13 protein-coding genes and 1 pseudogene are annotated in these 18,027 nt (G+C 44.2%); 5 read left to right on the forward strand and 9 right to left on the reverse strand.

Annotated elements, in window-relative coordinates; all coding sequences use genetic code 11:
• Positions 1-53: 53 nt before the first annotated feature.
• The 4 genes from adiC to HMPREF3091_RS00230 form a co-directional block, all read right to left on the reverse strand.
• Positions 54-1,415, reverse strand: coding sequence for an arginine/agmatine antiporter (gene adiC, locus HMPREF3091_RS00215; RefSeq protein WP_004091146.1), 1,362 nt, complete (start codon positions 1,413-1,415; stop codon positions 54-56).
• 247 nt (positions 1,416-1,662) lie between these two features.
• The gene (locus tag HMPREF3091_RS00220; RefSeq protein ID WP_070713109.1) at positions 1,663-2,424 is read right to left on the reverse strand and encodes an AraC family transcriptional regulator; all 762 of its coding nucleotides are present in this window, start codon (positions 2,422-2,424) and stop codon (positions 1,663-1,665) included.
• Between the two features lie 323 nt (positions 2,425-2,747).
• A complete protein-coding gene (adiA, locus tag HMPREF3091_RS00225; protein WP_070713172.1) occupies positions 2,748-5,024 on the reverse strand; it encodes an arginine decarboxylase in 2,277 nt (758 codons plus the stop codon).
• Positions 5,025-5,680: 656 nt separating this feature from the next.
• Positions 5,681-6,328, reverse strand: a complete 648-nt coding sequence (locus tag HMPREF3091_RS00230; RefSeq protein ID WP_070713111.1) for a hypothetical protein — start codon at positions 6,326-6,328, stop codon at positions 5,681-5,683.
• A 557-nt stretch (positions 6,329-6,885) separates the two neighbouring features.
• Here HMPREF3091_RS00230 and HMPREF3091_RS00235 point away from each other — a divergent pair.
• Together HMPREF3091_RS00235 and fliB are read left to right on the forward strand one after the other, a co-directional pair.
• Complete coding sequence (locus tag HMPREF3091_RS00235) at positions 6,886-7,431, forward strand: class IV adenylate cyclase (RefSeq protein ID WP_070713114.1); 546 nt, start codon at positions 6,886-6,888, stop codon at positions 7,429-7,431.
• Positions 7,432-7,533: 102 nt separating this feature from the next.
• Positions 7,534-8,757 (forward strand): flagellin lysine-N-methylase, encoded by a 1,224-nt coding sequence (gene fliB, locus HMPREF3091_RS00240; RefSeq protein WP_070713117.1) that lies wholly within the window; start codon positions 7,534-7,536, stop codon positions 8,755-8,757.
• Between the two features lie 82 nt (positions 8,758-8,839).
• On the opposite strand, the gene HMPREF3091_RS00245 is transcribed toward fliB, so the two are convergent.
• The 5 genes from HMPREF3091_RS00245 to tdcB form a co-directional block, all read right to left on the reverse strand.
• On the reverse strand, positions 8,840-9,268 hold the full coding sequence (locus tag HMPREF3091_RS00245) for a universal stress protein (RefSeq protein ID WP_008815601.1): 429 nt from the start codon (positions 9,266-9,268) through the stop codon (positions 8,840-8,842).
• Positions 9,269-9,432: 164 nt separating this feature from the next.
• A complete protein-coding gene (gene pflB / locus HMPREF3091_RS00250) occupies positions 9,433-11,727 on the reverse strand; it encodes a formate C-acetyltransferase (protein ID WP_070713120.1) in 2,295 nt (764 codons plus the stop codon).
• 82 nt (positions 11,728-11,809) lie between these two features.
• The gene (gene tdcD / locus HMPREF3091_RS00255) at positions 11,810-13,018 is read right to left on the reverse strand and encodes a propionate kinase (protein ID WP_035502794.1); all 1,209 of its coding nucleotides are present in this window, start codon (positions 13,016-13,018) and stop codon (positions 11,810-11,812) included.
• A 59-nt stretch (positions 13,019-13,077) separates the two neighbouring features.
• The gene (gene tdcC, locus HMPREF3091_RS00260; RefSeq protein ID WP_004091190.1) at positions 13,078-14,403 is read right to left on the reverse strand and encodes a threonine/serine transporter TdcC; all 1,326 of its coding nucleotides are present in this window, start codon (positions 14,401-14,403) and stop codon (positions 13,078-13,080) included.
• 72 nt (positions 14,404-14,475) lie between these two features.
• Positions 14,476-15,468: a bifunctional threonine ammonia-lyase/L-serine ammonia-lyase TdcB gene (gene tdcB / locus HMPREF3091_RS00265; protein ID WP_004091192.1), complete on the reverse strand. Its 993-nt coding sequence runs from the start codon at positions 15,466-15,468 to the stop codon at positions 14,476-14,478.
• A gap of 456 nt (positions 15,469-15,924) precedes the next feature.
• Here tdcB and HMPREF3091_RS00270 point away from each other — a divergent pair, with 456 nt between their 5' ends.
• From HMPREF3091_RS00270 to HMPREF3091_RS00285, 3 genes and pseudogenes are all read left to right on the forward strand, one after another.
• A complete protein-coding gene (locus HMPREF3091_RS00270) occupies positions 15,925-16,287 on the forward strand; it encodes a hypothetical protein (RefSeq protein ID WP_070713125.1) in 363 nt (120 codons plus the stop codon).
• 21 nt (positions 16,288-16,308) lie between these two features.
• A pseudogene (locus tag HMPREF3091_RS21920) lies at positions 16,309-16,787 on the forward strand (SDR family NAD(P)-dependent oxidoreductase); the annotation flags it as partial.
• 203 nt (positions 16,788-16,990) lie between these two features.
• A complete protein-coding gene (locus HMPREF3091_RS00285) occupies positions 16,991-17,959 on the forward strand; it encodes a chemotaxis protein (RefSeq protein ID WP_070713132.1) in 969 nt (322 codons plus the stop codon).
• Positions 17,960-18,027: the final 68 nt, after the last annotated feature.

The raw sequence follows: 18,027 nt of genomic DNA on the forward strand, positions 1-18,027 counted from the left end.
ACCGCAGGGCAGAAACCACTGCGGTTTTTATATTCGATGACTTGTGCCTGCTTTTAGTTGCTCGACGGAGCTTTCAGCGATCCGTCAGGATTGGTGCCATCCAATGGATATGGATTTTTATGCAGACGGTTATAGTTCAACGCATACATGGCGGTAATCACCATCAGTACAACAAATGACCACATAACCTCCTGCGCACCGGACCCCACCACTGCCCAAATACAGTAGATAAAGGCAACGCTGACAATCGCAATATACACAGCGCGATATTTGCCAAAATGACCATGCCCTAGCAATAGCAGCGCCGCACAGGTATAGAGATAAGGTACCAGCGTAAAGATAACGGTCACTGACGAAACAAGGCCAAACTCTTTCGCCGCATTAGGTGAAATGCTGCCGAATTGGCAAATGGTCATCAGCACACCCACAATCAGCAAACCAGCTACCGGTGTACCTGCTTTGTTGACCTTGGCAAAAATAGGAGGGAATAATCCGTCATCTGCAGCCGCTTTTGCGGTTTGACCGGCCAGTAACGTCCAACCGCCAAGCGAGCCTAAACAGCCCGCAGCAGCACAGAAAGAAACGATGGCCCCTGCGGTATCTCCCAACGCTAAACGAGCAGCATCGCCGAAAGGAGACGCGGAGACACGCAGCGCAGCATTTGGAATCATCCCCATGATGGCGGTTGTGGAGAGCACATAACACACCGCAGCAATCAAAACCCCACCGATGGTGGCAATCGGGACGTTACGTTTAGGATTCTTCACAACACCGGCAGCAACCGAGGCGCTTTCAACCCCGATAAATGACCAGAGCGTCACGCTAAGCGTGCTCTGAATGGCGCCAAATGTCCCCTGGCCACTGACGTTCCACGCCGCCATATAGGTTTCGCCCCGAAACCAAAACCACCCGAACACCGCGATGCCTACAATTGGGATCAAGGCCAAGACGGTTGCCACGGCCTGCACCCGAGTGATCATTTTTGGCCCAACGATGTTGAGTAAAACAAAAATCCAGAGTACGGCAACGCAGGTGATGGTTAACACCATTGGATCTTTTAACGCGGGGAAGAAGTAGCTGAGATACCCTACGCCGATAACCACCATCGCGATGTTACCAACCCAGCAGGCAAGCCAGTACAGCACGTTGGTTTGATAACCAAGAAAAGGGCCAAAAGCACGACGGGCATAAGCATAAGAGCCGCCGGGACTGGGATCTAAAGACGACATTTTGGCATAGACCATTGACAGCGCTAGCGCGCCAATAATGGTCACCAACCATCCGTAGATTGCAATCCCGCCGGTAGATGCTAGATTTGCCGGCAATAAAAATACGCCAGAACCCATAATATTACCTGACACCATGAGAGTAACAGGAATGAGTCCCACTTTATGAGATTCAGAATCCGTAGACATAATCTAACCTTAAGTTAAATAGAAGTTTTAGTGGAAAACTAATATTACGCTCAGAGTGAGATCATTCCAGAGGCTAACCGTGAATATCTCCATTATTAGCATATTTTTAGCCGACAACCATTTAGATAAAACTATATATATAAAGATAAAACATAAAAAGATTACATAACTTTTCAAACTTAAAATATATATAGAATAGCTAGCGATAAATTATATTAAATGATATTTACTCATTTTAATAAGAGAATTATGCAGTCATTCGTTCTCGACTACGGTGTACATAGTTTAGAGGAGTGACACCATAATATTCTTTAAAGACTGAGATAAAATATGACGTGCTGCTATAACCACATAGAGAGGAAACTTGAGAAATATTTTTATTAAAAACAAGTAGTTGTTCTGCCGCATAACGCATTCTACAGTCAGTAATGATTTTACTGTAGGTAGTATCTTCATTTTTTAGCTTTTTTTTCAATGAACTAGGGCTTAAACACAGACAACTGGCGACTGAAGTCAAACTCCACTCTTTGTGCATATTGCTTTGAATAATGTTGTAAACGTTAGCGCTTAAGTTGCTTCTCACCTCACGAATAAGGAAAGGTATCAGACTGTTATTATTGAGAAAAATAGACAGAACCGTGAAGGCAAGGCAACGTCTACGTTCGAGATCAACTTCGCTGGTTAGCGTCTCTTGAGAGAGACGTGCAGCCTCTTGAAAGATGTGGGGGGTTTGACACCGCTCAACCATAAAACACGGTACAGAGCGTAGATTGGGAGACACTTGACTGATGTCTTTTTTTAAAAAATGGATATAGTCTTTTATTACATCTCTATTCAAATGCAGCACCGCTGAAGGTTCTAATTCTGAGAAATCTATTACGTTATTTTCACAAGAGATGAGCATCATGTGATTAGCTTTGAACGTGATTTCATTTTCTTCGTTGAAATTAACGGTGACATCTTTTCGAGTTAAAACGACAACACAATTGTCGTTGCTACTAAGTTTCATAATAAGACATCCTACAGACGTAAAGAATAAAATGCCGCTACTAAACTAGACTTATCGACTAGAGTAATAAGACATAAAAGAAAAAGTAATACATATGATGATTCAAATGCCAGTGAATAAAATACAGTGCTTTTCTAATTATTCAATATCTAAAAGATAAATAGAGCCGTATAAATTTATTTACGCAGGGTATTTACTCGATTACAGATTAAAAAGTAAACATTAGAGATAAAAAAAGCGCGGGACATGCCCGCGCAGATACGACAAGAGATAAAACTTTATTGTTTTTTGCTGTGGTGTCTTTGCTACATCACCAACGATAGTTACTCTGTGCGAACACACATCACATGGTAAACACCGTTGATAATTTCAGTCCCTTCGGTTTCATGTTCGAAACCAGGGAATTCATGATCCCAAGCCTGTAGGGCACGCAGGTAGCCAATCTGTGGGCTATCTTCGCCACCGAAGTTTTCACCAGACAGTAACATTGGGATTCCTGGTGGATAAGGGATGATGGAGTTGGCTGCAACGCGGTTGACCAGACCGTCGATCGCAACCATCTCCACCTTGTTCGCAACAATAGACTGATAAGCCTGACGTGGCGTCATCACCGCCTCAGGAAGACCCGAATATGCCGCATTCAGCTTAGCTCCAGGGTTATTTTTACGCAGATAGGCAAACATCTTATCGCCTAAATCACGCAGACCTAACTTGCCATAGACCTCAGGATAATCGTCTACCAACTCAGGCAGAACCTGAGATAGCGGGGTATTGGCATCATAATGGCGTTTAAACGAAAGCAAGGTGTTAACCAACGTTCCCCACTTCCCTTTCGTTACCCCCATCGAGAACAGGAACATGACTTGGAAATCAGTGGTACGTGTTGGCACGATACCGTGACGGCTCAGCCAAGCGGTAACCAGAGCAGCCGGAACCCCTTTCTCCTGTAGCTCACCATCATCACCCATACCCGGCGCTAAAATACTGACCTTAATGGGGTCAAGCATGCTCCAGTTTTCAGGTAGATCTTTAAAACCGTGCCAGTTGTCGCCCGGATTCATCACCCAGCAACTTTGCTCCGTCGCCAGCAGCTCAGCTGGGGCATCTTCGAATGCCATTTGTTTACCGGTGGCAGGATCCGTGACAATTTCCTGATTCCAAGGTTTAAAGAACCAGTCACCATCCTGAGTGAACTCTTTATATAAACGCGCCATCGCTTGGCGGAAGTCCACAGCTTCATTAATCACTTCCTGAGTCAGTGACAAGCCGCTATTGCCGTCCATCATAGAAACAGCAACATCGTTAGAAGCGCAAATCGCATACAGCGGCGAAGTGGTCGCATGCATCATGTAGGCTTGATTAAACCGAGAGAAATCCACCGCGCCACGGCCATCACGTACGTGAATGTAAGACGCCTGCGACAGCGCATTCAACAGCTTATGTGTAGAGTGAGTCGCAAACAGCGTTGGGCCATTGCGATCGTTCTCGGTAGGTTCACCGCGCATCGCATAGTGGTTGTGATACATCGGATTAAAACGGGCATAACCATACCATGCTTCATCAAAGTGAATGCGATCAGTGGTTTTTTCCAGCAGCCCCTGAGTGTCTTTCGCGTTGTAGCAAACACCATCATAGGTACAGTTGGTGACGACACTATAAGACGGCTGCTGTCCGATTTTATCTTTAGTCAGTGGGCTGTTAGCTATTTTCTCTTTAATAACCTCAGGCTGCATTTGCTGAGGATAGATTGGCCCGATAATGCCATAGCGGTTACGGCTAGGGAGCATGTAGACAGGCTTAGCACCGGTCAGAATCAGCCCCTGCTCAATAGATTTATGACAGTTACGGTCAATGACCACGACGTCATCTTCGGTCATACAGGCTTGCATGATGGTGCGGTTGGAACCTGAAGTCCCTACGACCACAGAATAGGAGTGATCTGCGCCAAATACGCGAGCGGCGTTCTTTTCACTTTCGCCAAATGCGCCGGTGTGATCGAGCAGAGATCCCAGAGAGGTACGCTCGATCCCCATATCAGTACGGAACAAATTTTCGCCGTAATAATCATGATAGAAGCGTCCGGCTGGCGTTTTGGTAAAACCAACGCCGCCCTGATGACCCGGAGCCGCCCATGAGTATTCATGAACATCGCTATATTTCATTAATGCCGACATCAGCGGTGGCAATAGTTGTTGATGATAACGTTTCATCGCAGCAACGGCGCGACCTGCAATAAAATCGGCGGTATCTTCAAGGATCCACGCAAATTCGTCGATTTGCTCCATCATCTCGCGGCTCAGTTCCTGAGTCGCTTTTTCTCTGTCGCTGAGTAGGAATACCGGCACATTCTCTTGGCGTTCATGTAACTTATTCAGCAATTGCTGTGCCAGAGCCTGCTCTGCTGAATCATCCATACCGCGGCTGAACATCAGGCAATCAATAGCTTCATTCGCAGACAGAATGGCGTAACCGTCATCAAATGAAGTCGCTTTTAACACTTCGATGTCTTGACGCGCGAGTTCATCAGCCAGTCGTTCAACCGCCGCTCCGACATAGGTGTCTTGATGTAAAAATTCACTTTCAACAATTAATACTTTCATCATGTTTTTATCCTTACAGATAAATAGACATAACGATTAGTCGTGCTGAGGATATTTTAATATATTCTCAGAACACTAGTCGCCATACTTTATAGAATAAGCATTTATCTAAGCAGGTTTATTCAATGCTATATCGTTTTTGGCTTTGTTAACGCGCTGCTAGTATTGCCCCGTTTTATCGTTGTTGTAAAGTGCATAGGTTTCGATACAAAAACAAATAAAATACCATTAAAAACAATATATTAATGTGTATTTTGATTATTTTAGACTTCATGCGGATGACATATATGAACAACGATTTTATTTTTTTACCTCATAGTGATATTTATAATTTTCATCTCGGTAAGCATATACAAAAAATAATTCGAGTTACATTGAGACAGCAAGTGAGTGAATCCCGACGAGCTACTCTAGTCAGTGATTCGGGGGAATGAACATAGCCTACAAAAATGAGGATTGAAATATGACAGATATATAGAATTCGTTACTTAGCCATAATATTGATCACGAATCTTTACATGAATAGAAACTTTATGTCGCAGGAGGAATATGAGGAACTCAGGTAGGAATGCGAATATTTCGTACTTACGTCACAAATTAGACCGATTTCCCTCACGACAGAGAAGCCATAATAAATGGCTTCTCACACGGTGCAATCAGATAGGACGAGTCAATTTGCTGCGAATGAAAGCAGAAACGGCATCGCGGTCATAGCCTTCTAAATCATCCGGTATCCATAAGAAACTGGTAGCGAACAATGAAATAAATGACATCCCTTTATGGTTAGTAAAATTGGTGACGCAATCCCACCTATAGCAACTAATACCATTTTTGGTCTGGCACCTTAAACCATATTCCCCAAGCTCGAGACAATAATTCATCTCTGCCAATCGGCTATAATCGTGAGCCCTTTTCTGAAAACGCCGGTTACAGCGCAAAAACTTAAAGTACGCGAAAAAGAATCCAAAGAGAGCAGCATAGAGAAAGAAAACCATGACACTAGCCCCCCACCATCTATGGCTAAAACCGAAGTCTGCGTCGTCAGTTTCCTGAAAAACTGTCATAAACAAGGTGATATCAAACCGAGCCAGCGCCATATTAGCCAAAGCGAGTAAAGCATATACAATGATAACAACTAAAATAGGGTCATACCGTAATCGCCTTTTACGCAAAGGACGCAATACGATTCGACAACCTTGCCGGTAGTGAGATAGCGGTAACCCCGGCACATTTAAGCGATATTTCACTTCACCAATATCGCCATCATATAATTCAAAATTATTTTCATTTAAAGAAGCATTCATAAGTAGTAACCTGATGTAATAACTATTCTTGAGATTCGAGTACACTTAAAAATAACCCAATAAATTATCGAGTTATTTTGTAATAAAAATTAATATAAATTGATTTCCGCAAACACGATGACTTCCATCACATTCGCCTAATTTATCTCTGCGAGTCGATCCAACGCCTGATTACGGATATCTGTTGAACCACCATTGATGGCCAGCTCACGTAGAGTCTCTACGTCGGGAAATGACCGTAGTCGGTGTAATTGACCGTTGATTTTTAGATTCCCATTAATAATCAGTGAATGACCATTATTAAAACTGCCATCAATAACGAAGTTTCGACCCTATATTCTGTTTAAAACAGTGATTGATCTGCTATCTAATATTAAGAATTATAATGATATGTTTTTTGAATAACTGCCTTGCAAATATATCAGGCGCCTTCTGAACCTTGGCGGCGCAATGAGTCGGCAATGCCGTATCATTGTGCAATCCGGTTATTCAAACTGCAATGCTTATGGCTTATGATGGTGACAATAATTTATCGGCAATAAGGCCCATTTATCATTATGACGAATAAGCATTTCTCTGGAAAATACGAAGCTGAGCTAAAATTCCATCTCAGCGAGCCTGAAGCCTTTCTTCAGCGCATCACCGCGGCAGGGGCAGAGCCCTTCCATCTTGATAATCGCGAAATTGACTGCTACTACGAGCTTCCCAGCTCTCCACTGGTAAATCACGGCGTCAGCATGTGCATTCGTGAAATGCAGCCGTCTGGAATCAAGCTGTGGATAGTGAAGGGGCCAGATGCCTCAGAGTGTGAAGCAATTAACATCGAGGACTGTGAAAAAGTCGCCAGTATGGTCAAAAAGCTGGGTTTTGTCCCAAGCCTGCGTATGGAAAAAAACCGTAGCATCTATTTTCTTGGGTGCTATCACATCACCATAGATCACTTGCCAACGCTCGGGCATTTCGCCGAGATTGCCATTATGACCGACGATGAATCCGCGCTTCCCTGCTTGCTGCAAGAGTTACAGCAAAAAGCACAGGAGCTAGGTTTAAATGAATCAATGAGGGAAAAACGTAGTTACCGTCAGATGCTGAGTCAAACATGACAGTGATTTAAATTAGCCTATTTTTCTCACGCTTATTCAAAGATCAAAAAAACGTGCTGGTGATAATTTAAACATTACTAGAAACCCATCACTGGCTAGCACATGAAAACACATAAGACCGTTACCCCAAATTTTTACACCCGATTCCAATGCTCTGGAACAGAATGTATTGATCATTGCTGTTCCGGCTGGCAGATCTTAATTGATAAGAAAACCTACAAAAAATACACCAATGCCCACCACGAAAAGATTCGCTCTTTTGCCAAAAACTCTCTGCTGTTAACCCGCAAAGGCTACAATGAATTTGCAATGGTCAAAGTAGATGAGTCAGGGAATTGTCCAATGCTAACTGCAGATAAACTCTGCACTATCCATGCTGAAATGGGACCCAATGCGCTGAGTGTGACTTGCAAAACATTCCCTCGACTAAAAAAACAGTATGCAAACGAGACCTTACTCAGCCTGACGATGGCTTGCCCCGAAGTGGTTAATCAAGTGTTATTTCAGCCAGATAGCATGTTAGTGAATGAGCATGAAAAATTAATTGTTGAAACGGCCGTACGAATTAAGCAGAAGGGAGCAAACGCAGATCGCTCTCAAACCAGTCAATTAATCAATTTATTTTGCAGCCACCTCATCATGGCTGACAGCCCTACTATCGAAGATAATTTACTCGCCATCGTACATCTGATCCTTTATTTACAGCAGATTAAGTATGAAGTTGAAACCAACGTCGAGAATCTAGACTCTCTTTTCTTAAATCTGCAGAATCAGTTGGCGAGTGGAGAAATTACCAAACAGCGTAAACAAATTAGTAGCTCAGCCAGCATGAAATTGATGCTGTTGAGTGTCTTTGGCACCGCTATTCAAAAACTTCGTCGCGGCCGCAACTTCATGGTGCAAAATCACCTGAATCTCGCAACTTATTTAGAGCTAGATAAAGAACCCAACGAAGCTAAGGTGCAGGAAAAATTCACAGTTTTAAATCTACAATGGGAAAAGGTGCTAGCCAACAGTTGCCTATCTGAAGAACATGTAGTGAAGAATTATATTCTTTACCATATGTACAACAACGCTTTTCCCGGCGATGAGATGGGCGACATCCTGCGTAAATACTATCTGATGATTGCGGATTATTTTTATCTGAAAACTCAAATATCGATGATATCCATGACGCGAGACGTGACTCAGGAAGAAATCATGCAACTTTTTGGCTCATTCCATATGGTCTATAACCACAACCACAACTTAGCAAAAGAGCTAAACGCATACATCGATCAGATCAATGCAAATGATGATTTATCCTGCTTGTTGCTACTCAATTAATGAGCACAATAGATTAATAAAAAAGGGAGCCTGCGGAAGGCTCCCTTTCATTGAAAAATCAGAAGTACTGAAGGGGTGAAAACTAACGAATCACCATCACATTCACTTTTGCATGACGCACGATACCTGCGGCGTTGGAGCCCAACAGATAGGTTTTCACGCTTGGACGATGCGACCCGACGATAATCAGATCTGCGCCCATTTCATCTGCTTGCTGTAATGCTTCGTCGCGCGGTGTGCCGAAGCGAATGGTGTATGACATGCGATCTTTAGGCAGGTCAACGCCCTGAATAAGTTCCCGGATTTTCTCTTCCGCGTAGGTAACCGCTTTATTTTCAAACTCTTTGATGCCAAACGAGTAAGCGGTGACGAAAGCCTGTGCATCGGGTAGTACATATAAGAAATGAACGTCTGCATCTGCCATTTTTGCCAGATACTCAACGTGGCGCAGTGCGTTTTGAGTCAGAATATCCTCTTCAATATCTACCGGCACCAAAATGCTTTTATACATATGTATGACCTCTCCATGTAGAAAACTTATGTATAGAATAGCCTTACTTAATTCAGGGTGGTACTGGTTTAGCGTAGATCTGTGAGGCAAAACGTCCCCCTCAGGCCCATAAAAAATGCCTCGCAGGCTTTGCGAGGCATTTAGGATCAAACGCGACTAATCGATCACAGCGAACTGGTGAAAGTTCTCGAAATGACGTCTTGTTGCTGTTCACGCGTTAACGCATTAAAACGCACTGCATATCCCGATACCCTAATAGTTAAGCTCGGATATTTGTCCGGGTTCTCAATCGCATCTAGCAACATTTCACGGTTCATGACGTTCACATTCAAATGCTGGCCGCCTTCCACGTTTTCTTCATGATGGAAATAACCATCAATCAGACCAACCAGATTGTTTTTACGAATGAATTCGTCTTTGCCCAGTGCGCCGGGAACAATCGAGAAAGTGTATGAAATGCCATCTTTCGCATATTTGAACGGCAGCTTCGCCACCGATGTTAACGAAGCGACAGCCCCTTTGCGATCGCGTCCGTGCATCGGGTTAGCGCCTGGACCAAACGGCGTACCCGCTCTACGCCCATCAGGGGTGTTACCGGTTTTCTGTCCGTAAACCACGTTAGAGGTGATCGTTAGAATAGACTGCGTTGGCTCAGCACCACGGTAAGTTGGCAGTTTCTGAATTTTCTTCATAAAGCGCTCAACCAAATCGCAGGCAATATCGTCTACCCGCTGATCGTTGTTACCGAACTGCGGATATTCCCCTTCGATAGCAAAATCAATCGCCAAGCCACTTTCATCGCGAATTGGACGCACTTTGGCATATTTAATCGCTGCCAGAGAATCAGCGGCAACGGAGAGCCCTGCAATACCACACGCCATGGTGCGTACAACGTCACGATCGTGCAATGCCATTAACGCAGCTTCATAGCTATATTTATCGTGCATGTAGTGGATGACGTTCAGTGCGGTGATGTACTGTACCGCCAGCCAGTCCATGAACGAATCCAGACTTGCCATCACCTTGTCGTAATCCAATATTTCATCGGTCATGGCAGGTACTTTTGGCCCAACCTGAATTTTCAGCTTTTCATCCACGCCGCCGTTGATGCAATACAGCAGGGTTTTAGCCAAGTTGGCACGTGCGCCAAAGAACTGCATCTGCTTACCAACCACCATAGGGCTAACGCAGCAGGCAATCGCGTAGTCATCGCTGTCAAAATCAGGGCGCATCAAATCATCGTTCTCATACTGTAACGATGACGTCGCAATCGAGAGATTCGCCGCATAGGCTTTAAACGCTTTCGGCAGGCGCTCAGACCACAGAATCGTCAGGTTTGGCTCTGGCGATGGCCCCATGGTTTCAAGCGTATTTAGATAGCGGTATGAGTTTTTCGTTACCAGCGTTCTGCCATCTAAGCCCATACCGCCGATGACTTCCGTTGCCCAGATCGGATCGCCGGAGAACAGCGTATCAAACTCAGGAGTGCGTAAAAAACGCACCATTCTGATTTTCATAATGAAATGATCAATCAGCTGCTGGGCTTCTTGCTCGTTGATGACGCCGTTTTTGAGGTCACGCTCCAGATAAATATCAAGGAAAGTAGACGTCCGTCCCAGTGACATCGCCCCGCCGTTCTGTGATTTCACCGCAGCCAGGTAGCCAAAGTAAAGCCACTGGATCGCTTCTTGTGCATTCTGCGCCGGGCGTGAAATATCAAAACCATATTTCGCCGCCATTTCCTGAATCTGCTGCAGCGCACGTTTCTGCTCAGCAAGCTCTTCACGCTGACGGATCACCTGCTCAAGCTGAATCCCTTTTTCCAGCTTGCCCTGCAGATCGGCAAACTGTAGCTCTCTTTCACGGATCAGATAACGAATGCCATACAGCGCCACACGGCGATAATCACCAATGATGCGCCCACGGCCATAGCCGTCAGGCAGGCCTGTCAAAACGCCCGATTTACGGCAGCGCAGCATTTCTGGAGAATAAACGTCAAATACGCCTTGGTTGTGGGTTTTACGAATATCGGTGAAAAGGTATTTAAAATTAGGATCCAGTTTGCGATTGTAAGCTTCAAAAGAGCTCTCAATCATATTAATACCACCAAACGGGAACAACGCGCGTTTCAGTGGTTTTTCAGTTTGTAATCCAACAATTTTTTCCAGATCTTGATGAATATATCCCGGAGCATGTGCCGTGATAGTTGTCGCGATATTATCGTCAAAATCAACCGGCGCATGAGTGGCGTTTTCAAGCCGCACACCTTCCATCACTTTTTCCCACAGTTTAGTGGTGGCTTCGGTGGCGGTGGAAAGGAAAGATTCATCGCCTTCATATGGCGTATAGTTATTTTGAATAAAATCTCTTACATTAATTTCTTCTTTCCATTGTGAGCCAGAAAATCCGTTCCATGCGTCGGTAAATATATTCTCACATACATCTAGATCGATATTCATTCATCAACTCCGTATACGATGATATCGCCCCTATCGAATATAGGGGCGAAAAGAGTATTTATTTCAGCTTTATTTCACTACGTTATGCGAACGCGATATTTTCAGCAGTGGAACTCACTCGCATGGCGTCCAGCGCAATCATCTTTTCTTCATTGGTGGGGATTACGGCGGCAATTACTTTGGAAGATGAAGAAGTAATGATCTCAGCGTCACCGGTGCGACGTAGATGATTTTTAACTTCATCAATTTCCAGACCGAAAACTGCCAGATGGTCGAGCGTTAGCTGACGAATAAGCTCGGAGTTTTCCCCAATACCACCGGTGAAAATGATGGCATCAAGCTTGGTCAGTGATGCGGCGTGGCCGCCAATATGGCGGGCCAAACGATGGACAAAGACATTAATCGCCAACTGAGCCCCTTCGTGCCCCTCCTCATAAGCTTTCTGCAACACGCGCAGATCGCTAGAAAGGCCGGAAATCCCCAATAACCCAGACTCTTTGTTTACCATAAACATCAGGTCATCCAGCGTTTTACCGGTTTTATCTGCCAGATAGGCCAGCGCACCGAAATCAACATCACCGCTTCGGGTTCCCATCACCAAACCTTCTAACGGCGTCATGCCCATGGACGTATCCACGCTTTTACCGTTCTGCACTGCGCATATCGACGCCCCGTTCCCTAAGTGAGCAACGATAATGCCTGAATTATTCTCTTCCAAACCAAGCTGCTCAATAGCTTGCTGAGCAACATAGCGGTGTGAAGTGCCGTGGAAACCATACCGTCTTACGCCATATTTCTTAAAATATTGCTGTGGTAATGCGTAAGTGTAGGCTTCTGGTTTTAGGCTCTGATGGAATGCGGTATCGAATACGGCTACGTGGGGTAAATCAGGGAATATATGACGTGCCGCCATTATTCCTTCCAAGTTAGCGTAATTATGCAGCGGAGCTAAAGAGGAAACATTAGTTATTTCTTCCAATACTTCGTCATTAATCAGGGTTGCATCGCTAAAAGCTTCGCCACCGTGAGCAATGCGATGACCAACACAAGAAATAGCCTCACTCAGTTTTCTTTTTTCTAATTCTCTGACGATAGAATTCAGAGCATCTTCATAACTACCGGTCTTTAAATTAATGCTGATAGTTTTATCTATCGTCATTGAGGTATTTTCAATACCAACGTTATCAACAATGCCAGACATCATCACATCACAGTTATTTCCCTGCATAACAGAGAATTTGATAGATGAAGATCCACAATTAATAACTAGCACTACAGATTTTGAAGACATAGAGATACCTCACAGCTAACTCCCCAGAGAGGAGTTAGCTGCTATTTTTTTAATTTAAATTAAACGAGTTTGTAGAAGATATTCAGGATAGTCAGCAGACCAACGATAGTGACAAAGTAGTTTTCTGGTTTGCCTTTGTATTTTGCCAGAGCTGGAACTTTACGAACTGCGTACATCGGCAGTAAGCACAGCAGAGAGGCAATAATAGGCGCACCCATCGCTTCAATCAGGTCGAGGATATTTGGGTTCACATAAGCAACTACCCAAGTCGAGCCCATGATGAAGAACATGCTAATCATGTTCAGTTTGCCAGCCGAGTACTTCTTCTTATCACCCTTACATGCGAACTTAACGATCAAGCCGTTCATACCTTCCAGCGTTCCAAGATAGTGACCGAAGAACGATTTGAAGATAGCGACTAGGGCAATCAGCGAAGCACCATATTCCAGCACGGTTGAGAACGTTGATTTACCACCCGACATAGAAGAGAAGTGGTTTGCCAAATAAGAAAGAACCGGAATATTTTGCGCTTTCGCATCGGCCATCATCGCTGGAGAGAGCGTGAACAGGCAGCTAAAGGCGAAGAACATCACCACGGCAACCATCAGCATACTGGCGCGAGAGATAATCTTAGAGCAACGGTCTTCGGTGAACTGCGCACCAAACTCAGGTTCATATTCTTCACGTTTTGACTCAACGAAAGAAGAGACAATTGGCGAGAAGTTAAAGGAGAACACCATGATGGCGATGCCCAGCCAAACGTTGACTAAAATACCATCATGACCAAGTAAAGAAATACTGCTGGCACTTACCTGCTCAAATACAGAAGCGTTCCAGTAAGGGATGAGCGACAGAGAAATCAGAACGAGGCTGGCGATAAACGGGAACACCAGGAAGCTCATCACCTTAACCATCAGGTTTTTGCCGAAGAAGATAATGAAAGCCATCGCCATCAGCAGAACCAGAGCCACTAAGCCGCGGTTTAACGGCATGAGTTGCAGCTGATTTTCCCAGAATGTCATAAAGGTGTTGGTGATAGTGACACCGTAAATCCATAACAGTGGGCAAATCGCGAAAAAGTACAGGAAGGTGATGATGACACCACCGGTTTTGCCAAAATGCTCTTCGACCGTGTCGGTGATGTTGCCGGAAATATTACTACCCGATAGGCATAAACGCGCTAATGCACGATGGCATAAGAAAGCGATAGGATAGGCCAATACCAGCATGATGAGGATTGGAATTAAACCGCCGAAACCTGCACGGATAGGGAAGAACAGAACCCCTGCACCGATAGCCGTACCAAATAGCCCCAGAGTCCATGTGGTGTCCGATTTTCGCCACGTAGATCCTTGTTTTGCATAAGTTACGCTGTCTGTCGTCATACTATATTCCTCGCGGATTTGCCCTTTCTTGAAGCTGCGTTACCGCAGCCTCAGTAGGGTCTTAACATATTATTAGTGAACGTGATTCAGTCCCGTTATCTCGGATATTCTGGATAAATCAATATTCCCACCGGAAATAAGGCTAACGGTCTTTTTATTTTCGATATAGCCCTTGAGCTTACCGCTTAATATTGCCGCAGATGCCAGCGCACCAGCACCTTCAGTCACGATCTTGTTTCTCTGAATAAGATCAATCATGCCGCGCTTAATTTCTTCTTCCGTGACTACCACAATATCGGTGACCAGCTCTTTGACAATCTCATATGTCAGTTTACCTGGCGTCGCTACGTCGCAGCCGTCCGCGATTGTACCTGTTGTGCGGTGAGATAAAAATTGTCCTTCATGGAAAGATTTGGCCATACCATGAACATTGACCGCTTGGACACCTATGATATTGATTGTTGGGTTAATTGATTTCAGCGCAATCGCGATACCGGAAATTAATCCCCCACCACCAATAGGGACAATAACGTTATCAACGTCATACAGGTCTTCAAGAATCTCTAAACCAATGGTGCCTTGGCCTGCAATTACTTTCACGTCGTCATAAGGTGGAATAAATATTCTATTTTCTGCTTCAATTAATTCCTGCGCTTTCGATATGGTGTCATTAAAACTATTTCCGTGCAGGATAACTTCAGCAGAATAATCTGCTGTCGCCGCGACTTTAGAGCTTGGAGCACAGCAAGGCATGACAACCTTACTATCAATTCCTAACATCGCGCAGGAAAGAGAAACGCCCTGTGCGTGATTACCCGCTGAACAAGCGATAACGCCCTGCTCACGCTCTTCTCTAGATAAAGAACTCAATTTATTAAATGCGCCACGGATTTTAAAAGAACCGGTGCGCTGCATATTCTCAAATTTAAGATGGATGGTGCCGTTACAACGTTCACTGAGGTAGTTTGACTTGGGCATGCCGGTTTTATAGACATGGCCTTTTATCCTTTGCTGGGCCTCGATTATGTCGTTAAGCGTCACTGGCAGATTATTATATATCTTCATTTTCTCATCCCACAGATTATTTGACGCCGGAAGTATGCTTAAATATTTCAACTTTGAATGTGATAGGAGTCGCGATAATTAGATCCTTTATTTATTTTCTGAGTTATAAAAAATGGAGATCTTTTTCATTTGAAATATTGGATGAATATTTAAATAAAAAAATATTTTTGCATTATTACAAATATAATTTAATTTATATTAACGAATTGTTATAAATGTTACTGCTACGTAGTCAACGCACCTATTCTCAAGAAGACGCAACGTAGATTTATTGTTAATATTCTAAACATAGATTTAATTTCCACCAATTAATAAATAACATGCGGTATTAACTCCCCCATCTGAAATACCCAACCCATTACTAAGTTTATTTACTCTGTGATCAAGATCGTTCTCTTTTTCACTTATCTGTGTTTATAAATAAAAGACTCTTGTATTGATTGTAGGTATTCAGCGATGGACATCGTTAATGTTACTCGCGGCATAATTAGCTCACTTATGAATATCCACTTTCCATTCTCATTCTGCGTATTTAATGAGCAGATATATCTTCTGGCTGAGGATAACCAACGCTATATCATGAGGTTCGTTTCTGACTCTCGCGTGGTTTCTGATTCTCGTGTGATAGTGACATGCCAGAACTTTGATCGTACTTGGGAGGAGATGCGAGATTATTCGTTTGAGATAAAAACACCTCACGATTTGCACAATGCATTATTTATCGGCCACTTAATGGGATGGTGGACAGCCGATGAAGTATTATTGCTAAAGACGTTTATTAAGCAGATCAATGACTATCTGACCGTCCTCGAGATATGAAACATCTGAGCCGGATACTACTATCTGGTCAATAACGCAGGTATCTCAAACCATACGCCGTTTATGCAGGTCACTGAGGAAGAGTTTGATTTACAGTTTCAAGTGAACTTCAAAGGTGTCTTTTTCCTGACTCAAAAATTACTGCCTCTGCTGCGTGATGGTGGCCAGATCGTGAATATTTCATCTGGAGTCACTCGATTTGTTAATCCAAATAGCGTGACCTATGCCACCGTTAAAGGTGCCGTTGAAGTGTTCACCCGCTATATGGCTCACGATCTCGCCCTCGCAATATCTCAGTAAATACCGTGGCACCAGGAGCAATTCAAACCGATTTTAGCGGCGGCGTGGTGCGCGATAACCAGCTCGTCTCCAGTATGACCGCATTAGGCCGCCCTGGATTACCTGACGATATCGGAAAAATGCTGGCATCATTTTTATCCGACGATAATCACTGGGTAAACGCGCAACGAATTGAAGTCTCTGGTGGAATGCGCTTGTAATTTATTATCTTTTTAGACTCAAGCTGGTGTAAGCCATCAGCTTGAATTGCTTTCTTTAAACTCATTTTGTTTCCTCGGTCACACATCATTTTCCCTCAACCACTCTATTTTCCGCCGTTGCTGCCGATAACCTCTATAGAAAATTTCTTCGTGTTGTTACCAACATTGTTATCAACACCTACCGATAAGCAACTGAGGTTTAGATGGATAGTTTTCAGAAAGATATCGATGAAAGGGCTAACCTTGCCTTATCCAATAAGTTCGAGCTGTTGCTGTTTCGGTTAGGGACCAGTCAACACGAAAGTAAATCAGAGCTTTATGGGATCAACGTTTTCAAGCTGCGTGAAATCGTGCCAATGCAAAAAATTAATCGTGCAGCGGGTATGGTGTCTCCTCTATTAGGCGTGGTGAATATCCGTGACCAGATAATGCCGGTTATCGATCTCCCCGCAGCGCTTGGCTGTACGCCGACAACCGGCCTTAACCTACTGCTTATCACCGAGTATGCACGCAGTACCCAAGCCTTTGCCGTGGAGTCAGTGGATAACATTATTCGCTTGGATTGGAGTCAGGTTCATGCTGCCGATTCAGGCGTCAGTAGCCGTAACATTACCAGTATCGCCAGCATGGAGGACGAAGACGGCAACAAAGATCTGGCGCTAGTACTCGACGTTGAACAAATTCTGTATGACATCATCCCCTCTGGCCGCGATGTCGATGTAGACGCTATCGAAGAGAAAATCTATGCCTTGAAGCCTGGCGCACTGGCGATTGTGGCGGAGGACTCTAAAGTCGCTCGCTCCATGCTGGAACAAGGCCTGAAAGGGATGGGGATTCCGGCGCTTATGCACACCACCGGCTTAGAGGCATGGGAAAAAATCCAGTCCATTGCCGCCGAAGCTAAAGCCGCTGGTCAACCCATTACAGACCGCATTGGGCTAGTACTCACCGATATTGAAATGCCTGAGATGGATGGCTTTACTCTAACGCGAAATATTAAAAATGAACCGGCATTAAAACATATTCCGGTGGTGATCCATTCATCACTGTCAGGCAGTGCAAACGAAGATCATGTGCGTAAAGTCGGAGCCAATGGCTATGTCGCAAAATTTGATGTTGCAGAGCTCTCTGCGGTAATCCATAAAGCACTGGCAGACGTTGCTGAAAGCTAACCATATAGCGTTCATTTGGTTCAAATAGCTATCTTGCAGTCCTCTTTGAATAGGGATTGCAAGAGGCT

It is taken from the genome of Hafnia sp. HMSC23F03 (assembly GCF_001816025.1).
GTDB lineage: Bacteria > Pseudomonadota > Gammaproteobacteria > Enterobacterales > Enterobacteriaceae > Hafnia > Hafnia paralvei.